The sequence below is a fragment of the Cryobacterium sp. M91 genome (assembly GCF_002929615.1).
GTDB lineage: Bacteria > Actinomycetota > Actinomycetes > Actinomycetales > Microbacteriaceae > Cryobacterium > Cryobacterium levicorallinum.
The window spans coordinates 1-21,396 of record NZ_PJJT01000088.1 but is presented as its reverse complement, the minus strand read 5'-3'; the positions used below and the strand labels follow the sequence as shown (position 1 = coordinate 21,396).

22 protein-coding genes are annotated in these 21,396 nt (G+C 63.5%); 13 read left to right on the top strand and 9 right to left on the bottom strand.

Annotation, left to right across the window (positions count from 1 at the left end):
- Positions 1-19: 19 nt before the first annotated feature.
- Positions 20-2,113: a transketolase gene (gene tkt, locus CXY80_RS13465; protein WP_104132810.1), complete on the bottom strand. Its 2,094-nt coding sequence runs from the start codon at positions 2,111-2,113 to the stop codon at positions 20-22.
- A 324-nt stretch (positions 2,114-2,437) separates the two neighbouring features.
- On the opposite strand from tkt, the gene CXY80_RS13460 reads away from it, so the two are divergent.
- Complete coding sequence (locus CXY80_RS13460) at positions 2,438-3,358, top strand: heme o synthase (RefSeq protein ID WP_092448555.1); 921 nt, start codon at positions 2,438-2,440, stop codon at positions 3,356-3,358.
- A gap of 22 nt (positions 3,359-3,380) precedes the next feature.
- Here CXY80_RS13460 and CXY80_RS13455 read toward each other — a convergent pair whose 3' ends face one another.
- Positions 3,381-3,968: a hypothetical protein gene (locus CXY80_RS13455; protein WP_092448556.1), complete on the bottom strand. Its 588-nt coding sequence runs from the start codon at positions 3,966-3,968 to the stop codon at positions 3,381-3,383.
- A 227-nt stretch (positions 3,969-4,195) separates the two neighbouring features.
- Positions 4,196-5,170 carry a heme A synthase gene (locus CXY80_RS13450; protein ID WP_233195378.1) on the bottom strand — a complete coding sequence of 325 codons (975 nt, stop codon included), beginning with the start codon at positions 5,168-5,170 and terminating at the stop codon, positions 4,196-4,198.
- A gap of 335 nt (positions 5,171-5,505) precedes the next feature.
- On the opposite strand from CXY80_RS13450, the gene sufB reads away from it, so the two are divergent.
- The 8 genes from sufB to CXY80_RS13410 all read left to right on the top strand — a co-directional run bounded on the left by sufB (position 5,506) and on the right by CXY80_RS13410 (position 13,446).
- Complete coding sequence (gene sufB / locus CXY80_RS13445; protein WP_092448558.1) at positions 5,506-6,924, top strand: Fe-S cluster assembly protein SufB; 1,419 nt, start codon at positions 5,506-5,508, stop codon at positions 6,922-6,924.
- Positions 6,925-8,163, top strand: coding sequence for a Fe-S cluster assembly protein SufD (gene sufD, locus CXY80_RS13440; protein WP_104132808.1), 1,239 nt, complete (start codon positions 6,925-6,927; stop codon positions 8,161-8,163). It abuts the gene before it with no gap.
- A gap of 2 nt (positions 8,164-8,165) precedes the next feature.
- A complete protein-coding gene (locus CXY80_RS13435) occupies positions 8,166-8,492 on the top strand; it encodes a non-heme iron oxygenase ferredoxin subunit (protein ID WP_092340113.1) in 327 nt (108 codons plus the stop codon).
- Positions 8,493-8,547: 55 nt separating this feature from the next.
- Positions 8,548-9,312: a Fe-S cluster assembly ATPase SufC gene (gene sufC, locus CXY80_RS13430; protein WP_092448560.1), complete on the top strand. Its 765-nt coding sequence runs from the start codon at positions 8,548-8,550 to the stop codon at positions 9,310-9,312.
- A gap of 4 nt (positions 9,313-9,316) precedes the next feature.
- Complete coding sequence (locus CXY80_RS13425; RefSeq protein WP_092448561.1) at positions 9,317-9,646, top strand: metal-sulfur cluster assembly factor; 330 nt, start codon at positions 9,317-9,319, stop codon at positions 9,644-9,646.
- A 249-nt stretch (positions 9,647-9,895) separates the two neighbouring features.
- Positions 9,896-10,453, top strand: a complete 558-nt coding sequence (locus tag CXY80_RS13420; RefSeq protein ID WP_158251654.1) for a TetR/AcrR family transcriptional regulator — start codon at positions 9,896-9,898, stop codon at positions 10,451-10,453.
- Between the two features lie 106 nt (positions 10,454-10,559).
- Positions 10,560-12,158 (top strand): ABC-F family ATP-binding cassette domain-containing protein, encoded by a 1,599-nt coding sequence (locus CXY80_RS13415; protein ID WP_092448563.1) that lies wholly within the window; start codon positions 10,560-10,562, stop codon positions 12,156-12,158.
- Between the two features lie 61 nt (positions 12,159-12,219).
- Complete coding sequence (locus tag CXY80_RS13410) at positions 12,220-13,446, top strand: glycosyltransferase (protein WP_092448564.1); 1,227 nt, start codon at positions 12,220-12,222, stop codon at positions 13,444-13,446.
- Positions 13,447-13,502: 56 nt separating this feature from the next.
- On the opposite strand, the gene CXY80_RS13405 is transcribed toward CXY80_RS13410, so the two are convergent.
- The 3 genes from CXY80_RS13405 to CXY80_RS13395 all read right to left on the bottom strand — a co-directional run bounded on the left by CXY80_RS13405 (position 13,503) and on the right by CXY80_RS13395 (position 14,895).
- Complete coding sequence (locus tag CXY80_RS13405; RefSeq protein WP_092448565.1) at positions 13,503-14,351, bottom strand: SURF1 family protein; 849 nt, start codon at positions 14,349-14,351, stop codon at positions 13,503-13,505.
- The gene (locus tag CXY80_RS20790; RefSeq protein WP_369828696.1) at positions 14,348-14,476 is read right to left on the bottom strand and encodes a hypothetical protein; all 129 of its coding nucleotides are present in this window, start codon (positions 14,474-14,476) and stop codon (positions 14,348-14,350) included. The genes CXY80_RS13405 and CXY80_RS20790 overlap by 4 nt, the downstream gene beginning before the upstream one ends.
- A gap of 143 nt (positions 14,477-14,619) precedes the next feature.
- Positions 14,620-14,895 (bottom strand): DUF3099 domain-containing protein, encoded by a 276-nt coding sequence (locus CXY80_RS13395; protein ID WP_092448567.1) that lies wholly within the window; start codon positions 14,893-14,895, stop codon positions 14,620-14,622.
- 146 nt (positions 14,896-15,041) lie between these two features.
- Between CXY80_RS13395 and CXY80_RS13390 the strand changes: the two genes are divergently transcribed.
- Positions 15,042-15,752 (top strand): beta-ketoacyl-ACP reductase, encoded by a 711-nt coding sequence (locus tag CXY80_RS13390; RefSeq protein WP_092448568.1) that lies wholly within the window; start codon positions 15,042-15,044, stop codon positions 15,750-15,752.
- Positions 15,753-15,774: 22 nt separating this feature from the next.
- Here CXY80_RS13390 and serB read toward each other — a convergent pair whose 3' ends face one another.
- Positions 15,775-16,428: a phosphoserine phosphatase SerB gene (gene serB, locus CXY80_RS13385; RefSeq protein WP_092448569.1), complete on the bottom strand. Its 654-nt coding sequence runs from the start codon at positions 16,426-16,428 to the stop codon at positions 15,775-15,777.
- Positions 16,425-17,669: a glucose-1-phosphate adenylyltransferase gene (locus CXY80_RS13380; RefSeq protein WP_092448570.1), complete on the bottom strand. Its 1,245-nt coding sequence runs from the start codon at positions 17,667-17,669 to the stop codon at positions 16,425-16,427. Before CXY80_RS13380 ends, serB begins: the two co-directional genes overlap by 4 nt.
- Positions 17,670-17,748: 79 nt before the next feature.
- On the opposite strand from CXY80_RS13380, the gene glgA reads away from it, so the two are divergent.
- From glgA to CXY80_RS13365, 3 genes are all read left to right on the top strand, one after another.
- The gene (gene glgA / locus CXY80_RS13375) at positions 17,749-18,930 is read left to right on the top strand and encodes a glycogen synthase (RefSeq protein WP_092448571.1); all 1,182 of its coding nucleotides are present in this window, start codon (positions 17,749-17,751) and stop codon (positions 18,928-18,930) included.
- 97 nt (positions 18,931-19,027) lie between these two features.
- Complete coding sequence (locus CXY80_RS13370; RefSeq protein ID WP_104132807.1) at positions 19,028-19,810, top strand: ABC transporter ATP-binding protein; 783 nt, start codon at positions 19,028-19,030, stop codon at positions 19,808-19,810.
- 173 nt (positions 19,811-19,983) lie between these two features.
- Positions 19,984-20,235: a type B 50S ribosomal protein L31 gene (locus CXY80_RS13365; RefSeq protein ID WP_092448573.1), complete on the top strand. Its 252-nt coding sequence runs from the start codon at positions 19,984-19,986 to the stop codon at positions 20,233-20,235.
- Between the two features lie 88 nt (positions 20,236-20,323).
- On the opposite strand, the gene CXY80_RS13360 is transcribed toward CXY80_RS13365, so the two are convergent.
- Positions 20,324-21,010, bottom strand: coding sequence for an exonuclease domain-containing protein (locus tag CXY80_RS13360; protein WP_092448574.1), 687 nt, complete (start codon positions 21,008-21,010; stop codon positions 20,324-20,326).
- Between the last annotated feature and the right edge of the window lie 386 nt (positions 21,011-21,396).

Sequence of the window (21,396 nt, the reverse complement as noted above, 5' to 3'; positions counted from 1 at the left end):
CCATGCCTGTGGGACAACGTCAGGCTGCGCTGATTGATTCCTTGGCGGCGGCGACGACTGCTTCAGTGGTGATTCCGAATTCGCGGAACAGCGTCTGGTAATCAGCGGATGCACCGAAGTGCTCGATTGAGATGCTGCGGCCGGCATCGCCGACGTAGCCGCGCCAGGTCAGCGCGAGGCCGGCCTCGACGGACACCCGTGCGGTGACGGCTGCGGGCAACACCGATTCGCGGTAGTCGCTGCTCTGCTCTTCGAACCATTCGAGGCAGGGGGCGCTGACCACGCGGGCGTTGATGCCTTCACGGGCAAGCTGGGCCCTAGCGTCGACGGCGAGCTGCACCTCGGAGCCGGTGCCGATCAGAATGACGTCCGGGGTTCCGCCGGCCGCTTCGGCCAGCACGTAGGCGCCGCGGGCGACGTTCTTGGCCGAGGCGAAGACCTCGTCAGATGCTGCGCCCTCACCGCGCTCGTAGACCGGAATGTTCTGGCGGGTCAGCGCGATGCCGGCCGGACCATTACGGCGTTCCAGAATGGTCTTCCAGGCCCAGGCGGTTTCGTTGGCGTCGCTGGGGCGAACCACGTCGAGTCCGGGAATGGCGCGCAGGGTTGCGAGTTGTTCGATCGGTTGGTGGGTCGGGCCGTCTTCGCCGAGCGCGACGGAGTCGTGGGTCCAGACGAAGATCGACGGAGCCTTCATCAGTGCGGCCAGACGCACAGCGGGGCGCATGTAGTCGCTGAAGATGAGGAAGGTGCCGCCGAACGGGCGGGTGTTGCCGTGCAGCACGATGCCGTTGAGAATGGCGGCCATGGCGTGCTCGCGAATGCCGAAGTGCAGCACCCGTCCGTACTCGTTGCCCGACCATTCACCGGTGGAGTGCTCGCTCGGAATAAACGAGGCAGCGCCGCCGATGGTGGTGTTGTTGGATTCGGCAAGGTCGGCTGAGCCGCCCCACAGTTCGGGGATGACGCCGCCGAGGGCGGTGAGAACCTTGCCGGACGCCGCGCGGGTCGATACCGCGGTGCCGCCGGGGAAGACAGGGAGGGCCTCGTCCACGCCGTCAGGCAGATCGCCGGAGAGGACCCGGTCGAGCAGAATCTTGCGCTCCGGGTTGGCCGTCGCCCAGGCATCGAACTGCACGGTCCACTCGGCGTGGGCAGTGACGCCGCGATCGAGGGCCAGCCGGGTGTGGGCGATGACCTCGGGAGCGACGTCGAAGGTCTTCTCCGGGTCGAAGCCGAGAATGGTCTTGACTCCGGCGAGCTCTTCGGCGCCGAGCGCGGAGCCGTGGATCTTGCCGGTGTTTTGCTTCTTCGGGCTCGGCCAGCCGATGATCGTCTTGAGGATGATCAGGCTGGGCTTGCCGGTTTCGTTCTGGGCAGCCTCGATGGCTGCGTTCAGCTCGGCGACGTCTTCGACGTAGGAGCCCGTCTTCTTCCAATTCACCGTCTGCACGTGCCAGTTATAGGCGGCGTAGCGCGCGGCGACGTCTTCGGTGAAGGCGATGTTGGTGTCGTCTTCGATGGAGATCTGGTTGCTGTCGTAGATCGCGATCAGGTTGCCGAGCTGCTGGTGGCCGGCGAGAGAGGATGCCTCGCTCGTGAGGCCTTCCTGCAGGTCGCCGTCGCCGGCGATGACGTAGACGAAGTGGTCGAACGGGCTGGCACCGGTGGCGGCATCCGGATCAAACAGGCCACGCTCGAAGCGTGAAGCGTAGGCGAAGCCGACGGCGGAGGCCAGTCCCTGGCCGAGCGGGCCGGTGGTGATCTCGACGCCGGCGGTGTGCCCATACTCCGGGTGGCCGGGGGTCTTGGATCCCCAGGTACGGAGGGCCTTGAGGTCTTCAAGCTCGAGGCCGTAGCCGCCGAGGTACAACTGCACGTACTGGGTCAGCGAGCTGTGGCCGACCGAGAGAATAAAACGGTCGCGACCGAGCCAGTCGTTGTCGGCCGGGTCCCGGCGCATGATCTTCTGAAACAAAAGATACGCGGCGGGAGCGAGGCTCATCGCTGTACCCGGGTGCCCGTTCCCAACCTTTTCAACGGCGTCAGCCGCGAGAATGCGTGCGGTGTTAACCGCCTGATCGTCAATGGAATCCCATTGGAAAGCTGCCACGTCACGTAACCCTTCATTGAAGCGAAGGCGGGTTGAGCTCAACCCATCCTTTGATAGATGTGCAAGTGTCGGCAACCGTCTCACACTGCGGGGCCGCGCCATCCCGACGCGAGAATTTAGGTGAAATGTCACCCCCAGCGAGTTGGCCTGCTGTTGCCGCCATCTCCCACCCGGGGGCTCGCCGAACTTCTGATTCACTGTGGGGAGCACTATAAGTATAGGGAAGTTTGCGGCGGGACGCTCTATATGACGTGACATGTCCATTGTCGGGAAGGGGCAGTGGGTGACCTACACTAAAAAGACTTGCCTAGCGTTAGAGGAACAATGAACGTCGCCCTGAAGACCCCGGTCCTAAGCGGACCGCGCACAGTGAAGCGCACCCTCAAGGCTTATATCTCCCTGACTAAACCGCGAGTCGTCGAATTGCTTCTGGTAGTAACCGCACCCACGATGCTGCTCGCCGAACGGGGCATCCCCAGCCTCTGGCTGATTCTGGCGACTCTCGTGGGCGGGGCCCTCAGCGCTGGTTCCGCTGGAGCGTTCAACTGCTACCTCGATCGCGATATCGACCGCCTGATGAAGCGCACGAAGAACCGTCCGCTCGTCACCGGTGAACTGAGTGACCGGGAAGCCTTGATCTTTGCGTGGGCGTTAGGCGCGGCATCCATTCTCTGGCTGGGACTGCTGACCAACTGGCTCGCCGCCGCACTGTCGTTCGGTGCCATTTTGCTCTACGTCGTCTTTTACACGATCATTCTCAAGCGTCGCACCCCGCAGAACATCGTCTGGGGCGGTGTGGCCGGGTGCATGCCCGTGCTGATCGGTTGGGCCGCCGTGACTGGCGACCTGTCGTGGCCGCCGGTCATTCTGTTCATGATCATCTTTCTGTGGACGCCGCCGCACTACTGGCCGCTGTCGATGAAGTACCGTGCCGACTACCAGGCCGCCGGCGTGCCGATGCTCGCCGTGGTGCGCGGCCGTGCCCAGGTGGGACTGCAGGTCATCCTGTACGCCTGGGCCACCGTCGCCTGCTCGCTGCTGCTGATCCCGATTGCCGACATGGGGCTGCTGTACACCTTCGTCGCGCTCGTCACCGGCGGCTGGTTCATCTACGAGACGCACCGCCTGTACAGCCTGGCCATCCGGCACGAGCATGTATCGCCGATGCGCGTCTTCCACGGCTCGATCGCCTACCTGACCCTGCTGTTCGTGGCCGTCGGAATCGACCCGCTGCTGCCGTTCTAATCGGGACCAGCCACAGCCCGCGCTAGACCCGGCGGGTGAGGCGGGTGTCGATCTTGCCGACATCGGCCGAGTGAATCACGACGGTCACCACGCGTCCGGCCACGGCCATCGCGGTACCTGTGAAATCGGAGGCCGTCACGGTGATGGCTGGCAGGGCCATGTCGTTGACGATCAGGTTCGATCGGTGCGCCAGCGCTAGCTCGATCTCCGCCTGCTGCTGCGTGTGCCGTCCGGCCCAGAGTTCAGACCCGAACTCGTAGGGATTCTTGGCATAGTTCATCACGATGTATTGCAAGTGTTGGTTGAGTGCATCACGAATGGGGTCTCCGCCCCGATTTGTTGAACCCGGCACGTCGGTGAATACGAATCCGCGCAATTCGGCGATGCCGATCGGGCCGGCCGGCGAATTCTCGAACCAGAAATTGCCCGCGGGATCGGCGAGCCAGTAATGGGCCTGCGCTTCGAGTGTGCGGCCGTGATTGCCGTACCAACTCCAGCCGCGTTCCTGAATGCGCCGTTGCGGCACGAAGCCGAACACCGGCGGTCCGAACAGGGCAAGGCGCGCCGCGTCGTCTGGCGGCTTCGACTTGGCTCCCGGCGCGAGGTGCATGTCTGGAGAATACACCGGAGGCCACCGCCGGGGGAGTGCCGCGCGGCAATTTCCGATCGGGGTATTTGCGCTGCGCCGTGAGGTGCCATCTTCGGCTCCTTCATGCGCGTGAGATGACGTATTCGGCCCATTCAAAGCAACTCACGGTGCCGGATGTGTCGTCTCGCCCGTCCCAGGGCGTGTCCGTGGGGCGAAGGTGTCGTCTCGCGACTCTCGATCGTGTTCAGTTAGCTGCGAGCGTGCTCGTGCGTCGTTTCGGGTACCCGGTCCGTGAGGGTGGTCGGAGCCTTGAGGTTCAGCACGACGGCGGTCATCGCCGCGGCGAGCACGCAGGCGAGCACCATGTGCAGCCCGACGAGCACCGGCGGCAGGCCCAGGTTTGCCTGCAGCAGGCCGACCACAATCTGGACAAGCTCGACCACGAGTAACGTGACGACGAGTTTACGCACGGGCAGCTTGCCTCGAACGGATGCCGCGAGCAGCACGATCGTCAGGACCAGCGTCGCGTAGCCGGGCCAGGCATGCAGGTGCTCGAGCAATTCAGCGTTGAACCCAGTACGACCAGCCTCGGCGTCACCCGAATGCGGTCCGGAGGCCGTGGTCACGACTCCCATCACCACGGTCAGTGCCACCACGAAACTCGTGGCGTGGGCGAGCCCGGCGAAGCCGACCGGTACGACGAGGGCGCGCGGACCCGACGGGAGGTAGACCCGGTGCACCAGCACGGTGGCGATGCACACCATGATCAGCGAGGCCATGAAGTGAAATCCGACGATGAACGGGTTGAGACCGGTCAGCACGGTGACGCCGCCGACGAGGGCCTGCGCGAGAACGCCAACGCCGAGAATGACGGCGAGCGTGAACAGATCCTTGCGCTCGGTGCGCAGTCGCCACAGCAGCACGACGGCCGCTATCGCAATAATGCCGATCAGTCCGGTCATCAGGCGATTGCCGAACTCAATAACGCCGTGCAGGCCCATCTCCGGCGTCGGCACGAGCGATCCGGCAACACAGGTCGGCCAGGTCGGGCAGCCCAGTCCGGAACCGGTGAGGCGTACAGCGCCTCCGGTGCCGACGATCAGGATCTCCGTCACGAGTGACAGCCAGGCGACGACCCGGATTCGTCGGTCGACAGCGCTCGGTAACCAGTAGCGAATTTTCTGGCTGACGACCCGGTATCCTGCGTCGATAGCACTGGACAAGCCCTGATTTTTCCGATTCACCGATTCTGCTCTCTCTGTCGTGCTTATCATCCGTGCGTTTTCATCGTGCCGTGTCCAAATGTGAATCGACCGGCAAGCACGCGAATCCCACTGATCAACCTGTAGAATTGCAACATCCATGGAGATCCTTCCCGCGGTCATCCGATCGAGGGATTCAATCCGGGCCGCAGGGCTCGGGGTCATCGCGATACTCCATGAATATTCTAGGTACGCAACGTAGCTGTCCAGACAACCCGTTCCCCCGTCTCCGTTGGAGGCGCCGTGGGAATGACCGGACTAATATCCGGGTTGTGATGGGTGGAGAAGAGGTTAATATGTCGGATGTCCTGCTAGACCGTCCCGACCTTGAGGGGATCGGCACCTACGAATTCGGGTGGGCCGACTCAGACAAGGCCGGAGCATCCGCTCGTCGTGGTATTTCTCCCGAGGTTGTCACTGACATCTCGAACCTGAAATCCGAGCCGGATTGGATGCTGCAGCGACGGCTGAAGGCACTTCAGCTGTTCGAACGCAAGCCCATGCCCACCTGGGGCGCCGACCTCTCCGAGATCGACTTCGACAACATCAAGTACTTCGTGCGGTCCACGGAGAAGCAGGCCCAGACCTGGGAAGACCTGCCCGACGACATTAAGAACACCTACGAGAAGCTCGGTATCCCCGAGGCCGAGCGTCAGCGCCTCGTCTCCGGTGTCGCCGCCCAGTACGAGTCTGAAGTCGTTTACCACCAGATCAACGAGGAGCTCGAAGCTCAGGGCGTCATTTTCATGGACACCGACACAGCGCTCAAGGAACACCCGGAGTTCTTCGAGGAGTACTTCGGCACCATCATTCCCTCCGGCGACAACAAGTTCGCCGCGCTCAACACGGCCGTCTGGTCCGGCGGATCCTTCGTCTACGTCCCCCCGGGCGTGCACGTTGAAATTCCCCTCCAGGCCTATTTCCGCATCAATACCGAGAACATGGGCCAGTTCGAGCGCACGCTGATCATCGCCGACGAGGGCAGCTACGTTCACTACATCGAGGGCTGCACGGCCCCGATCTACAAGTCCGATTCGCTGCACTCCGCCGTGGTCGAGATCGTCGTGAAGAAGAACGCCCGCGTTCGGTACACGACCATCCAGAACTGGTCGAACAACGTCTACAACCTCGTAACCAAGCGGGCCACAGCCGGCGAAGGCGCGACGATGGAGTGGATCGACGGCAACATCGGTTCCAAGGTCACCATGAAGTACCCGTCCATCTACCTGATGGGCGAGCACGCCAAGGGCGAGACGCTCTCGGTGGCCTTCGCTGGCCCGGGCCAGCACCAGGATGCCGGCGCCAAGATGATCCACATGGCTCCGTACACGCAGTCGTCGATCGTCTCCAAGTCCATCGCTCGCGGTGGCGGGCGCAGCGGATACCGCGGTGAGGTTCGAATGGATGCCTCCGCGCACCACTCCGCCAACACCGTGCGCTGCGATGCACTCCTCGTCGATACCTCGTCGCGCTCCGACACCTACCCATCCATCGACATTCGCGTCGACGACGTGCAGCTCGGTCACGAGGCCACCGTTTCCCGGGTCAGCGCCGAGCAGCTCTTCTACCTGATGAGCCGCGGCATGCCCGAAGACGAAGCCATGGCCATGATCGTTCGCGGATTCATCGAACCGATCGCCCGGGAGCTCCCGATGGAGTACGCCCTCGAACTCAACAAGCTCATTGAAATGGGCATGGAAGGATCCGTCGGCTAAATGTCCGCCGCTTCAGCGCTTTCGAAGAGCGCGTCAACAACTGTGCCCGAATCATCCACACCCGCACCCGAGTCGGTTCTGCCGGCCGGTCAGCACGGAATCAAGAAACACTCCGACGGACGTTTCGGCTACGTGCCGGTACAAACCCGATCGGATCGTTTCAAGAGTGTCAACGTCGCCGACTTCGAGACCGTCACCGGCCGCGAAGCCGTCTGGAAGCTCTCGCCCGTCGCGAAGTTCACCGATCTCACCGCCGGTACCCTCGACGGCTCGCGCTACGAGATAACGTCCACCCCGTCGGAGGACGTCTCCGTCGAGTGGGTCCCCAGAACGGATGCCCGCATCGGCACCGCCGGTCTGCCGGAAGAACGCGCCGCCGCGAACGCCTGGGGCGTTTTCGAGGACGCCCTCGCCATAACGGTGAGCGGCGAAGAGGCCAAGGAGATCACGGTCACGCGATCGGCCCTCGGGAGTTCCGCCCGCGGAGCGCACACCATCATCGAGGCCAAGCCGTTCAGCCAGGCCACGGTCATCCTGGCGAACACGGGTGACGCCCGGTTGAGCGAAAATGTCGAGATCATCCTCGGCGAGTCCGCCAACCTCACGGTCGTCTCGTTGCAGGAATGGGACGACTCGGCGGTGCACCTGGCCAACCATTTTGCATCCATTGGTCGCGATGCGCGCCTCAAGCACGTCGTCGTTTCGCTCGGTGGCAGCATCGTGCGGGTGAACCCGTCTGTGCGTCTGGCCGGACCCGGCTCCGACACGCTGCTACTCGGTCTCTACTTCGCCGATGCTGGTCAGCACCTGGAACAGCAGGTGTACGTCTTCCACGACGCTCCGAAGAGCCGCAGCCGAGTCAACTACAAGGGTGCGCTGCAGGGCCAGGACGCCCGCACGGTCTGGATCGGCGACGTGCTGATCGGCAACAAGGCCGCTGGTACCGACAGCTATGAGCAGAATCGCAACCTCGTGCTCAGCGAGGGCACTCGCGCCGATTCCATCCCGAACCTGGAGATCGAAACCGGCGACATCGTCGGAGCCGGTCACGCTAGTGCCACCGGTCGTTTCGACGATGAGCAGCTGTTCTACCTGCAGTCTCGCGGCATCACCGAGGACGAAGCGCGTCGGCTCGTCGTCCGCGGATTTCTCACCGAGGTCGTGCAGCAGATCGGTTCCCCGGAACTCGAAGCTCGGTTGCAGCTCGCAATCGAAGCCGAACTTATTGGAACGGACTAAGCATGGCCGCGACGAAGATTTGCGCTCTCGATGAGCTCGAAGTAAACCAGGCCGTCAAGGTCGAAATCGACGGGGTCGCCATCGCCCTTGTGCGTGATGCCGCCGGCGATGTTTTCGCCATCGGTGATACCTGCACGCACGGTGATATCTCCCTGTCGGAGGGATTCGTGGAAGGCCAGACTCTCGAGTGCTGGGCTCACGGTTCGATGTTCTCCCTCACGACAGGAAAGCCGCTCTCGCTGCCGGCCTACGACCCGGTCCCGGTCTACAACGTTGAACTCATCGACGGCTTTGTCTTCGTCGATCCTTCCGTCACCGTCGCGGTCTAGTCACACCTTAAAGCAACCGCCTCACCAGCCATTTTTAGAAAGGGATAAGACATTCATGTCTGTTCTTGAAATTATCGACCTGCACGTCAGCGTCGAGACCGACCAGGGCACCAAGCAGATTCTGCGCGGCGTCAACCTCACCATCAACGAGGGCGAAATCCACGCCATCATGGGCCCGAACGGCTCCGGCAAGTCCACCCTCGCCTACACGATCGCTGGCCACCCCAAGTATCACGTCGAGAGCGGTTCCATCCTCCTCGACGGCGCTGACGTGCTCAAGATGACAGTGGATGCCCGTGCCCGCGCCGGCCTGTTCCTCGCCATGCAGTACCCGGTCGAGATTCCCGGAGTCACCGTCACGAACTTCCTGCGCACGGCCAAAACGGCCATCGAGGGCGAAGCCCCGCCGATCCGCACCTGGATCAAGGATGTGCGCGAGTCGATGGCCAACCTGCGCATGGACAAGGCTTTCGCCGAGCGCAACGTCAACGAGGGCTTCTCCGGTGGCGAGAAGAAGCGCAACGAGATCCTGCAGCTTGAACTTCTCAGGCCTAAGTTCGCCGTACTCGACGAGACCGACTCCGGCCTCGACGTTGACGCGCTCAAGATCGTCTCCGAAGGAGTCAACCGTGCCAAGGCCAACACCGGCCTTGGACTGCTGCTCATCACGCACTACACGCGCATCCTGCGCTACATCCACCCCGATTTCGTGCACGTCTTCGTCAACGGACGCATCGCCGAACAGGGCGGCCCCGAGCTCGCCGACCGCCTCGAGGACGAAGGTTACGATCGCTTTCTTGTCCCGTCGAACGTAGGCTAGTCGTATGGTCTCAACACTCAGTCCGGCCCGCTTCGACGAAATCGAAGAAGCTCTCAAGGACGTCATGGACCCGGAGCTCGGCATCAATGTCGTCGACCTTGGACTCATCTATGACCTCGGCTGGGACGACGAGAATGACGCGCTCATCGTGCACATGACGCTCACCTCGGCTGGCTGCCCGCTGACCGACGTGATCGAGGAGCAGACGGCGGAGGCGCTCGATGGCGTCGTCGACCAGTTCCGCATCAACTGGGTCTGGATGCCGCCGTGGGGTCCGGAGAAGATCACCGACGATGGTCGCGACATGATGCGAGCCCTCGGCTTCGCTATGTAGCTCTAGTTCTATCTTGAAGGCCCCGCCTGCACCGCAGGAGGGGCCTTCGGTCTGCCTGGTTCGGGTCGCGCCGAAACCTCAATGTCCGAGCAATAGCAGGTGACCCGTCCCGGCGCGTCACACCACGACATCCGCTTTAGAAAAGGTTTCCACTCAGTAGAACGGTATGCTAGTTGTATGGATATAGGGGAAAACGGGGCCATGAGACGGCGTGCGGCGCAGGCGGCGAGTACTCGGGCGGAGATTGTTATGGCGGCGGGACGCCTCATGCTCGAGCGCGGATACGTGGGCACCTCGGTTGCGGCGATCGCGGCGGAGGCTGGCGTGGTGGTGCAGACCATCTACAACTCCGTGGGGTCGAAAGCGGAATTACTCGCGGCGGTTCTTGATCGAGTGGCCGCGGAACCGGGGGCACCGGCGTTGCTATCGGGGGCCACACGCGAGCGCATTGCTGAGGCGCGAACGGCGACAGAGGTCATCCGCATTCTGGCCCGGTCAAGTGCGCTCGTGAATGAGCGCACCTCGGGCATTCTGCGCATTGTCAGCGAAGCGGCCGTTGTCGATCCGGACGTGGGGGAGTTCGAGCAGAAACGGGACGCTGCCCGGCTGCACGGCTTCGGCGAAGTGGCGGCTGCGCTTCGGGAAAAGCGCGGACTGCGCGGTGGCATCAGCGACCACGAGGCGGCCGCGACGATGTGGGCGCTGGCCCACCCGCACACGTTTCGTACCCTCGTGCTGTCCCTCGGCTGGTCGACGGAGGCGTACCTGAATTGGCTGGAAAAGTCGCTTCTGGCGTCCCTACTGTAGGCGCCGTGTGCCGAGCACAGCCTGAGGGCAAATATACTAGTGAGTTGGACCGCTCTGGCCCACCCACACTTCACACCCGTACAAACACTTCGAATGGACTATTGCTGTGCTCAACGTGCAAGATCTCGAAATCCGCGTTGGAGCCCGCGTGCTCATGGAGGGCGTCAACTTCCGCGTCGCGAGCGGCGACAAGATCGGCCTCGTCGGCCGTAACGGTGCCGGCAAGACGACGCTGACGAAGACTCTCGCCGGGGAGACAAACCCGACCAAGGGTTCGATCAGCCACTCCGGCGAGATCGGCTACCTGCCGCAGGACCCGCGCGCGGGCGACCCGAGCATGCTTGCCCGTACGCGCATTCTGGACGCCCGCGGCCTCGGCACTATTGCCCTGGGCATGCAGGAGTCCAGCATGGCCATGGCCGATTCCGATCCCAAGATCGCCGCCGCCGCCATGAAAAAGTACGGGCGTCTGACCGATGAGTTCAACGGCCTTGGCGGCTACGCCGCCGAAGCCGAAGCCGCATCCATTGCCAGCAACCTGAAACTGCCGGACCACATTCTCGACCAGGCTTTGAGCACCCTCTCCGGTGGCCAGCGTCGTCGCATCGAACTCGCTCGCATCCTGTTCTCGGCCGCCGAGATGATGATCCTCGACGAGCCCACCAACCACCTCGACGCCGACTCGGTGGCGTGGCTGCGCGAGTTCGTCAAGAACTACAAGGGCGGCTGCATCATCATCAGCCACGACATCGAACTCGTCGGCGAAACGGTCAACCGGGTCTTCTACCTCGATGCGAACCGCATGATGATCGACATCTACAACATGAACTGGAAGAACTACCTCCTCCAGCGCACAGCGGATGCCGACCGCCGCAAGAAGGAACGCTCGAACGCCGAGAAGAAGGCCTCGACCCTGCAGCTGCAGGCCGCGAAGTTCGGGGCCAAGGCCAGCAAGGCCGCCGCAGCCCACCAAATGGTGGCCCGGGCCGAGAAGCTGCTCTCCGGCCTCGACGCCGTGCGTGCCGTTGAGCGCGTTGCCAAACTGCGCTTCCCCGAGCCAGCGCCGTGTGGTCGCACACCGCTTATGGCCAAGGACCTCTCGAAGAGCTATGGTTCCCTCGAAATCTTCACCGCGGTCGACCTCGCGATCGACCGCGGATCCAAGGTCGTCATCCTTGGCCTCAACGGTGCCGGTAAGACCACACTGCTGCGCATGCTCGCCGGCGTCGATGAATCCGACACCGGTTCGATCGAACCCGGTCACGGTTTGCGCATCGGTTACTACGCCCAGGAACACGAAACCATCGACGTGAAGCGTTCGGTGCTCGAGAACATGGTCTCCTCCTCGCCGAGCATCACCGAGATGGAAGCACGTCGGGTGCTCGGTTCGTTCCTGTTCACCGGCGATGACTCGAACAAGCCGGCCGGCGTACTCTCCGGTGGAGAGAAGACACGTTTGGCCCTGGCCATGATCGTGGTCTCCGGTGCCAACGTGCTGCTGCTCGATGAGCCCACTAACAACCTCGACCCGGCCAGCCGCGAAGAGATCCTCGACGCCCTCGCCCACTACGCCGGCGCCGTCGTTCTGGTCAGCCACGATGAGGGCGCCGTGCAGGCCCTCAATCCCGAGCGCGTCCTAATCATGCCCGAGGGCACAGAGGACCACTGGAACAAGGACTACCTCGACCTGATCGAGCTGTCGTAACCAATTCCGTGACCCGGTCACCTGTCGGTGACCCAGGCAAAAGGACTAGAGCGTGATATCGATGAGATCGCCACTGCGCATCGCGCTGGTCTGCCTGCACACCTCGCCGGGCACGGACCCTGGCTCCGGCGATGCCGGCGGTATGAACGTCGTCGTGCGGCATCAGGCCGAGCGGCTGGCCGCCCTTGGACACCGTGTGACGATTCTGACTCGGCGGTCAGCGGCGGATCAGCCCGAATCGCAACAGCTGGCCGAGGGCCTCACGCTGCGGTTTCTGGCCGCCGGGCCCGCCCGAGCGCTGTCCAAGGGCACGCACGAGAACTATATCGATGAGTTCTCCGACCGGCTCAACGCTCTCGAGCCGGTCGACATCATCCACTCGCATCACTGGTTTTCCGGCATGGCAGCGCTTCCCGTCGCCCGCAACTGGGGCGTCCCGCACGTTCAGAGTTTCCATAGCATTGCAGCGGATGATGCGTCCCCGCTTTCGGCCGGAGAACGCGCCGAATCACCGGGACGGATGCGGGGAGAAGCGCGGCTGGCGCGGGAATCCGACGCGCTGGTGGCGATCAGTGCGGCGGAGGCCGCCACGATTTCCGGGCGGCTCGGCGGCTCGGCGAGCCGAACCAACATCGTGCTTCCAGGGGTGGACAGCAACTTGTTCTCACCCAAACGCCAGCCCGCCGGCAGCGCGGTCGACCGCGGTTACGCCGTTGTCGCCGCGCGTTTGCAGCCGCTGAAGGGCCTTGATCTGGCGATTCAGGCCATTGCGGCACTACCGGCGGGCCTGCGTCCCGACCTAGTTGTTGCCGGTGATGCCTCAGTCGACTACTCCGGTTACGTTGAGGAGCTCCATCAGCTCGCCGAACGGGCCGGTCTGTCCGGCATCCGCTTTGTTGGGCCGCAGTCCCATGCGCACCTGGCTGAACTGTTTCGCGGGGCCCGCCTGGTGCTCGTGCCTTCGCACTCGGAAACATACGGTCTGGTGGCACTGGAAGCGGCCGCGAGCGGTGTGCCCGTCGTCGCTTCGGCGGCCGGTGGCCTGCGTGAAGCAGTTGTCGATGGGATCACCGGACTGGTCCTGGAATCCCGCGAACCGCGGGTCTGGGCCGACGCGATGGCGCAGATCCTGTCCGATCCGACCCTGGCACGCGAACTGTCGCTGGCTGCTCGCAAGCATGCCCTCGGTCTGGATTGGAACCGTTCGGCAGCGTCGCTGGTGCGGGTGTACCGCGGTCTCCTCGACGAGGCGACCGAGGCCCGGCAGCACCACCGCGCCGTCGCCTGAGGAGCCGTCTCGGCGGGCTCGACCAGCGAAGTGGGCCAGCTCGAGAGTTGAGGTGGCTAGCCCCGCTGCCGGTCGAGCAGCTCGTCTTCAATCTCGGCATCATTGCGTGGCTTCGCCGCGCGCTTGCGGGCGCGTTCCTCGGCGCGTTCGCGCTCCTCGGGGTCCTCAGCATTGACGCTGCGGTATTCTTCGCGCAGTGCCCAGCCGAGTCCGATGAAGGCGAGTAGCCCGAATACGAACCACTGGAACGCATAGGACAGGTGTGGGCCCTCATCGCGGATCGGTTTAAGCACGGCGGCCGGGCGCTTCTCGGTCGCCGTGGGGCTCTCGGTGTCCATCAGCCCGTACGCGCCGGTATAGGTCGGGGCATTGAGTCGTTCTGCGATGGTAGTGAGGTTGATGGTCGCGACCTGGTTGCCGCTGGCCGTGCGGCCGGGCAGATCAGGTTCGCTGGCCTTGAGCCGGGCCACCACGGTGACCGTTCCGGAGGGCGCCGCCGGAACGGTGTCAGGAGCATCCTGTTTCTGCCCGGTGGGCAGCCAGCCGCGGTTGACGATAAAGATCGTGCCGTCGGTAAGCAGCAACGGGGTCAGTACTTCGAAGCCCGGGTTTACGTTGAGCGGGCGGTTGCGCGCGAGCATCTCGTCAGCGGTGAGGTAGGTTCCGGTCAGTTCCACCGGCATCCATTTTTGCGATTCGTCGAAGGCGGCCAGGTTTTCAAGAGCCTCGGCGACGGGCACCGGGTTCGAGTCGAAGTTGGAATCGATCTTGAACAGCTCGGTCAGTGCCTCATCGCGGCGGGCCAGCTGCCAGAAGCCCAGCCCGGCGCAGACCGCGGCGAACAGCATGGTCAGCACGAGATATCCGGCCCAGCGGCGGCTGAAGGCGAACTTCCAGCCCGTCATTGCTGGTCTCCGGAGGAGTCGGGCGTGCACGTTTCGAGTGCGCTCACCGTCAGCGGAAAGTCCCGTGAGGCCAGGAATTCGCGCAGGTAGTCCACGTGTTCGTCGCAGGCCAGCCAGGTTTTCACCCGATCAGCAGAGTGGATGCGCGGGTTGCGCCAGTCCAGCCGCCACCTTCCTGCAGCGCGGCAGTCCGCCCGCGAACAAGTCGTAGATTCCAGAGGTCGACCCAGGCCTATCATCGGACTGCCGCCAGCAACCGCGTCAGCACTCACTTGACCTCGTCGTTGCCGCGGTAGAGCTCGACGCCGCCGGGCCGGAGCACTTCTGCTGCCGGAGGGGAAATTTTCACGGTCGCGACCACGACGGCAAAGTACGGCAGCAGAATAGCGCCGAGCGCGCAGACCACGAGCCACCAACCTTGTACGAAGAGCATGAGCACAATGCAGATGACACGCACTCCCATGGCAATCGAGTATTTGATCATTCGGTTGCGGCGTTCAACCTCGGGGGAGGCGGGGAGGGAGGTGATCGACTGCTGCTTCATAGGTCCATCGGGTTCGTCTACGGTGGAAACTCCACCTATCAAGACTACGTCTGCCCGGCGACTTTGTGGCACGCCTTAAACTTGAATTTGCCGGGTGTTTCCTTGAACCCGATTTACGATACCCAGCGCACCAGGACAGGAACATCATGACAACGACTCGAACAGTGCTCGTCACTGGCGGCAACCGTGGAATCGGCTTCGCCATCGCTGAGGAGTTTCTGGCCCAGGGACATCGGGTTGCAGTGACGTCCCGCTCCGGTCATGGACCGTCCGGCAGCCTCACAGTGCGGGCCGACGTGACAGACGCCGCATCCATTGACGCCGCCTTCACCGAGATCGAAGCGACCTACGGCCCGGTCGAGGTTGTTGTGGCCAATGCCGGAATCACCCGCGATACCCTGCTAATGCGCATGTCAGAGGATGATTTCACCGCCGTTATCGACACCAACCTGAGTGGTGCCTTTCGCGTGGTCAAGCGCGCGAGCAAGGGCATGCTCAAGGCCCGATTCGGGCGCATCGTGCTGATCTCCAGCGTCGTCGGCCTGTACGGCTCGGCCGGGCAGGTGAATTACTCGGCGTCGAAGAGCGGCCTGATCGGCCTGGCCCGCTCGGTCACCCGCGAACTCGGTGCCCGCGGAATCACCGCGAACGTGGTCGCTCCCGGCTTCATCGAAACCGATATGACTGCTGCCCTGCCCGAAGCGCAGCAGGTCGAATACAAACGCAATATTCCGGCCGGCCGGTTCGCTACGCCGAGCGAGGTTGCGCGCGTCGTCAGCTGGCTGGCCGGCGATGATGCCGGCTACATTTCCGGTGCGGTCATTCCCGTCGACGGCGGTCTCGGCATGGGGCACTGACCGTCTTTTTGCAGCTGTCCGTTCAGCCGCGCAGGCCGAGAAGCGGCAGCACCTGGCTGAGGTTGCACAGGTCGATCACCAGGTCGGCCTCACGTTTCACCCGCGGTTTCGCGTTGAACGCGACGGCGAGTCCGGCCGCGTCCATCATGCGCAAGTCGTTGGCACCGTCCCCGACCGCAATAGTCTGCGCGAGCGCGATCTGCTCCTGTGCGGCCCATTCGCGCAGGGCGACAGCCTTGGCCTCGGCATCGATGATCGGTCCGATAACGCGACCGGTCAGGTGGCCGGCCTGTACCTCAAGCCGATTAGCCCGCCAATGATCAAGCCCCAGCTCGGCGGCCAGCGGGTCGAGCAGCTCATGAAAGCCGCCGGACACCACCCCGACCACGCCACCGCCGGCATGAATGCCCGCGATCAGCTCGTGCACGCCGTCGGTCGGGCGGATGCGTCGCCCCACGTCGGCAAAAACGCTCTCGGGCAGCCCCGCCAGGGTCAACACCCGCTCACGCAGGCTCTCGGCAAAGTCGAGCTCACCGCGCATGGCACGGTCGGTCACCTCGGCGACGCGCTCGCGCGCGCCTGCGGCATCCGCGAGCAGCTCAATCACCTCGTCTTGAATGAGGGTGGAGTCGGCGTCCAGAACGACGAGAAAACGTGCTGCGCAGCTAAGGATCACGGAGTAACGAGCACGCCCTTGCCGACGACGGTGATGCCGGATTCGGTCACGCTGAAGCCCCGCGCCAGGTCACGATCCCGGTCGACACCGACGGTGGCGCCAGCTTCGACGATGACTTCCTTGTCGAGGACGGCGCGCCGCACGATGGCGCCGGGTCGAATCTGCACCCGGTCGAAGATGATGGAGTCCACGACCTCGCAGGCGGAGCCGATCGACGTCCAGGGACCGAGCACGCTGCGCTCGATGTGCGCGCCGGAGATGACACAGCCCAGCGACACGATCGAGTCGATCATAGTGCCGAGGGCGCCTTGGCCGTCGCGCACGAACTTGGCTGGCGGCGAATTCAACTGCATGCTGAAAATCGGCCATTTCTGGTTGTACAGGTTGAACACCGGCAGGGCCGAAATGAGGTCCTGGTGCGCCTCAAAGAACGAGTCGATCGTTCCCACGTCGCGCCAGTAGTAGCGGTCGCGATCGGTCGACCCGGGTACTTCGTTTCGCTTCAGGTCATAGACGCCGGCGTCACCACGCGAGACGAAATCGGGAATAATGTCGCCGCCCATGTCGTGGCTGGAGTCGGTGCGCTCACCGTCACGAAGCACGGCCTCGATCAGGGCGTCGGTGTTGAAGACGTAGTTGCCCATCGAGGCGAATACCTCGTGCGGGGCATCAGCGAGTCCGACGGAATCCTTGGGCTTTTCACGAAAGTCGCTGATTCGATCCGGGGTGGCGGCATCCACTTCGATGACACCGAACTGGTCGGCGAGACCGATCGGCTGGCGAATGGCCGCGACGGTGGCGGACAACCCCGACGCGATGTGTGCGTCGATCATCTGACTGAAGTCCATTCGGTAGACATGGTCGGCACCGACCACGACGACAATGTCGGGCTTTTCATCGTGAATGAGGTTGAGGCTCTGCAGAATGGCGTCGGCGGAGCCGCTGAACCAGCGCTTGCCGAGGCGCTGCTGCGCCGGTACCGAGGCGATGTACGAGTTGAATAACCCACCGGAGACATGCCAGGTCTGCGACACGTGGCGGTCCAGGCTGTGTGACTTGTACTGCGTCAGCACGACGATCTGGGTCACGCCCGAGTTGATCAGATTGGAGAGGGCAAAATCCACCAGGCGGTAATGCCCGCCAAAGGGGACGGCAGGCTTCGCCCGGTCTTCGGTCAACGGCATCAGACGTTTTCCCTCACCACCCGCGAGCACGATTCCAAAGATCTTCTTGGCCTTCATGTGTACAGAGTAGGGCCTCCCCGGCAAGCCGACTCGCAACATGGCTGTGCGCCGTGTCGCCCTTTGCTACCTTTGCTCCATGCGAGTGGATCTGATGACCAAGGAATACCCCCCGGAAATCTATGGGGGAGCCGGTGTGCACGTGACCGAACTGGTGCGAGCGCTCCGACATGACATCGAGGTGTCCGTTCGGTGCTTCGGCGCGCCGCGTGACGACCTCGACACGTTCGCCTACGACGTCCCCGCGCAATTGGCCGACGCCAATGCGACCTTGGGCACCCTCGGGGTCGACCTGCAGATGGCGCAGGACGCCGCTGGCGCCGATCTGGTGCACTCTCACACCTGGTACGCGAATGCGGCCGGGCACCTCGCCCAAATGCTGCACGGCATCCCACACGTGGTCACGGCGCACAGCCTGGAGCCATTGCGACCGTGGAAGGCCGAGCAGCTCGGCGGCGGCTATCGGGTGTCGAGCTGGATCGAGAAAACCGCCTTTGAAGCAGCGGATGCTGTGATCGCCGTCAGCGACGGCATGCGTCGCGATATCCTGCGCAGCTACCCCGCACTCGACGCCAGCCGGGTGCACACGGTCTACAACGGCATCGATCTTGAGCGGTGGAAACCGACCAGGGATGACGATTTTGTGCGCGGCCTGGGAATAGACCCCGAGCGCCCCTCCGTCGTCTTCGTGGGGCGCATCACTCGACAGAAGGGCCTGCCCTACCTGTTGCGTGCGGCGCAGTTGCTGCCTCCGGAGGTGCAATTGGTGCTGTGCGCGGGCGCACCGGACACGCCCGGAATTCTGGCCGAGGTTACGGCCGGTGTCGAATCCCTGCAGCAGGAACGCTCCGGCGTGGTCTGGATCAATCGGCTGCTGGCCCAGCACGAGCTCGCCGCGGTCCTGACGCAAGGAACGGTGTTCGTCTGCCCGTCTATTTACGAGCCCCTCGGAATCGTCAATCTTGAGGCCATGGCCTGCGGCCTCGCCGTGGTCGGTACCGCAACCGGTGGAATCCCCGAGGTCGTCGCTGACGGCGAGACCGGACGTCTCGTGCCGATCGAGCAGCTCACCGACGGCACCGGAACGCCCCTGCACCCCGAACAGTTCGTCGCCGACCTGGCCCGCACCCTCACCGAGGTCGTGAGCGATCCGGCTCGCGCGGCCGAGATGGGGCGCGCCGGTCGGGTCCGTGCCGAGCAAGTATTCGGCTGGGCTCAGATCGCCACCCGCACACGGGAGATCTACGCCGCCCTGCTCTGAGCTGGCCGTATCTGCTGCCTCGGCGCGTCCCACTGCGACGCGCCGAGGCATGTTCGCACGGTCTGTCGGCAAGCGCGGCGCCCGATAACATGGTTGCATGGTCAACGTTTTGCATTTCACCGACGTCTCCGTCGTCCGGGGTGGCACCGCCATCCTCGACTCAGTGAATTGGAGCGTCGACGACGACCAACGCTGGGTGATTCTCGGCCCCAACGGTGCCGGCAAGACCACCCTGTTGCAGATCGCCGCCGCCTTCATGCACCCGTCGACCGGGCAGGCCGAAGTGCTCGATGAGACCCTCGGTGGAACGGATGTCTTCGAGCTGCGGCCCCGTATCGGCTTCGCTTCGACCGCCATGGCGCGCAAGGTTCCCGGCAACGAAAAGGTCATCGACGTTGTCATGACGGCCGCGTACTCGGTGACCGGCCGCTGGAATGAAGAATATGAAACCATCGATGAACGCCGTGCCCAGCGCGTTCTGCAGGAATGGAACCTCGATCACCTCGCCGATCGCAAGTTCGGCACCCTCAGTGACGGCGAGCAGAAGCGGGTGCAAATCGCCCGCTCGGTCATGACCGATCCGGAGATGCTGCTGCTCGATGAGCCCGCCGCGAGCCTGGACCTCGGTGCCCGGGAATCCTTGCTGCAACTGCTGAGTGGTTTTGCCCGCGAGACGAACTCTCCGGCCATCATCATGGTGACCCATCACGTCGAAGAAATTCCTCTCGGATTCACGCACGTACTGCTGTTGTCGGAGGGCAAGATCGTCGCCGCCGGCCCGATCGTCACGGCGCTCACCGCCACGGCGCTCAGCGAGACCTTCGGTCTCAAGATTGAGCTCACCGAGACAGATGGACGCTACGCGGCACGAGCGATCTAGGGCGGTTGCTTTCGCCGCGCGCCCAGCGCTCCAAGGCCACGGTGTTCTGCTAAAGTTAATGGCTGGCCATTTGGCCAACCAGCTTGTCGCCTCCTGGGGCTGCGGGCCCAACATTCGAACAGCACTGTGACCAGTTACAAGTCTGTTCACCAGAAGTGCAAAAGGAAATTCTCATGAAGTCTGACATCCACCCCGAGTACGCTCCCGTGGTCTTTCGCGACCTCGCCTCCGGTGCGACCTTCCTGACTCGTTCGACGGTCTCCAGCAAGAAGACCATCGAGTGGGAAGACGGAACCACGTACCCGGTCATCGACGTGGAAATCTCCTCCGAGTCGCACCCGTTCTACACGGGCAAGCAGCGCATCATGGACTCCGCCGGACGCGTGGAGAAGTTCAACTCGCGCTACAAGGGTTTCGGCAAATAGCACCTGTTTTTTAGTTCCAATGAAAAAGCGACCAGCCTCGGCTGGTCGCTTTTTTTATCTAGAGTTTGTTGCTCAGCGCTGGTCCTAGTTAGCGCTGGGGCCAGGCAGTATCGGCCAAAAATTCGGGATCGCGGCCGCGGCGCATGTATTCCTGAAAGCTTTCGGCCTGCTGGCGATACCAAGTGACCTGCAGGGCGTGCATCTCATCGAGGGTGGTCGGAAGGGCCACGCGGTGCGCGCGGTGAATCGCCTGGGCGACCCGGCCGGCGGCGATCGCATCCGCTCCGGCATCGTGCGCTTCATCGAGGCTGACACCGTAGAACGCGCTCGTCACCTCGAGGGTGCGCTTCCCCTTGCGGTACTTGTCGACGGCCTTGTCAATGACGAGGGGGTCGACCACCGGGCTGGGGGAGACGAGCGGGGCGATGCCATAGCGCACGGCTTCACGATTGAGCAGGGTGAGGTCGTACGGGGCGTTGTAGGCGACGATGGGCAGTCCGTCGGCCAGGTGCGCGCGAAGTGCCGCAACAATCTCGGCGACGGCTTCGGTGGCGACGCGACCGTGTTGCACGGCGTACTCGGTCGTGATGCCGTGCACGTTGGTGGCACCGGCGGGAATCTCAACGCCCGGATCGACGAGCCAGTCGATGCGCTCGATGGCGGTGCCGCTCGCGTCGAGGACTGCGACGGTGGCCGACACGATGCGGCAGGATTCTACGTCGATGCCGGTGGTCTCAAGGTCGAATACGGCGAGGTGATCGCTCCAGGTGCTCATACTTCAACCCTAGGGCCGACCACCGACACACTTCCGCGGCGCCACTCTCCGGCGAGGGAACTGGCCGCGAGCGCTGAGATCGACCTGGGAGTTGCGGGTGGCTCACGTCCGGCGTAGGCGGTCGGTACGCGAGGCACAATGCTGGACTTCGGCGCCGCAGTGTCTGTTGCCAGCAACCAACGCGGTTACGTCCCGGAGTGGGGTCGGCTATCGGCGGGGAATTCGTTAGTGAGTATTAGCCCTGCTGGGGGCCATCGATATTGACCTCGGGGGCCACGGAGTGATGCGGTCAGTAGCGCGTTTCGGGGCCGCCGAATATTTCTGTTGGGGGCCATCTGCTTAGCTCCTTCTGCCGCGTGTAGAGGCACGCGGCAGAAGGAGTAATC

Bases quoted from the DNA above. Each gene is read 5' to 3' on its own strand.
- CXY80_RS13460 (WP_092448555.1), top strand. From the start codon at position 2,438: ATGAACGTCGCCCTGAAGACCCCGGTCCTAAGCGGACCGCGCACAGTG.
- CXY80_RS13455 (WP_092448556.1), bottom strand. From the start codon at position 3,968: ATGCACCTCGCGCCGGGAGCCAAGTCGAAGCCGCCAGACGACGCGGCG.
- sufB (WP_092448558.1), top strand. From the start codon at position 5,506: ATGTCGGATGTCCTGCTAGACCGTCCCGACCTTGAGGGGATCGGCACC.
- sufD (WP_104132808.1), top strand. From the start codon at position 6,925: ATGTCCGCCGCTTCAGCGCTTTCGAAGAGCGCGTCAACAACTGTGCCC.
- CXY80_RS13435 (WP_092340113.1), top strand. From the start codon at position 8,166: ATGGCCGCGACGAAGATTTGCGCTCTCGATGAGCTCGAAGTAAACCAG.
- sufC (WP_092448560.1), top strand. From the start codon at position 8,548: ATGTCTGTTCTTGAAATTATCGACCTGCACGTCAGCGTCGAGACCGAC.
- CXY80_RS13425 (WP_092448561.1), top strand. From the start codon at position 9,317: ATGGTCTCAACACTCAGTCCGGCCCGCTTCGACGAAATCGAAGAAGCT.
- CXY80_RS13420 (WP_158251654.1), top strand. From the start codon at position 9,896: ATGGCGGCGGGACGCCTCATGCTCGAGCGCGGATACGTGGGCACCTCG.
- CXY80_RS13410 (WP_092448564.1), top strand. From the start codon at position 12,220: ATGAGATCGCCACTGCGCATCGCGCTGGTCTGCCTGCACACCTCGCCG.
- CXY80_RS13405 (WP_092448565.1), bottom strand. From the start codon at position 14,351: ATGACGGGCTGGAAGTTCGCCTTCAGCCGCCGCTGGGCCGGATATCTC.
- CXY80_RS13395 (WP_092448567.1), bottom strand. From the start codon at position 14,895: ATGAAGCAGCAGTCGATCACCTCCCTCCCCGCCTCCCCCGAGGTTGAA.
- CXY80_RS13390 (WP_092448568.1), top strand. From the start codon at position 15,042: ATGACAACGACTCGAACAGTGCTCGTCACTGGCGGCAACCGTGGAATC.
- CXY80_RS13380 (WP_092448570.1), bottom strand. From the start codon at position 17,669: ATGAAGGCCAAGAAGATCTTTGGAATCGTGCTCGCGGGTGGTGAGGGA.
- glgA (WP_092448571.1), top strand. From the start codon at position 17,749: ATGCGAGTGGATCTGATGACCAAGGAATACCCCCCGGAAATCTATGGG.
- CXY80_RS13370 (WP_104132807.1), top strand. From the start codon at position 19,028: ATGGTCAACGTTTTGCATTTCACCGACGTCTCCGTCGTCCGGGGTGGC.
- CXY80_RS13365 (WP_092448573.1), top strand. From the start codon at position 19,984: ATGAAGTCTGACATCCACCCCGAGTACGCTCCCGTGGTCTTTCGCGAC.
- CXY80_RS13360 (WP_092448574.1), bottom strand. From the start codon at position 21,010: ATGAGCACCTGGAGCGATCACCTCGCCGTATTCGACCTTGAGACCACC.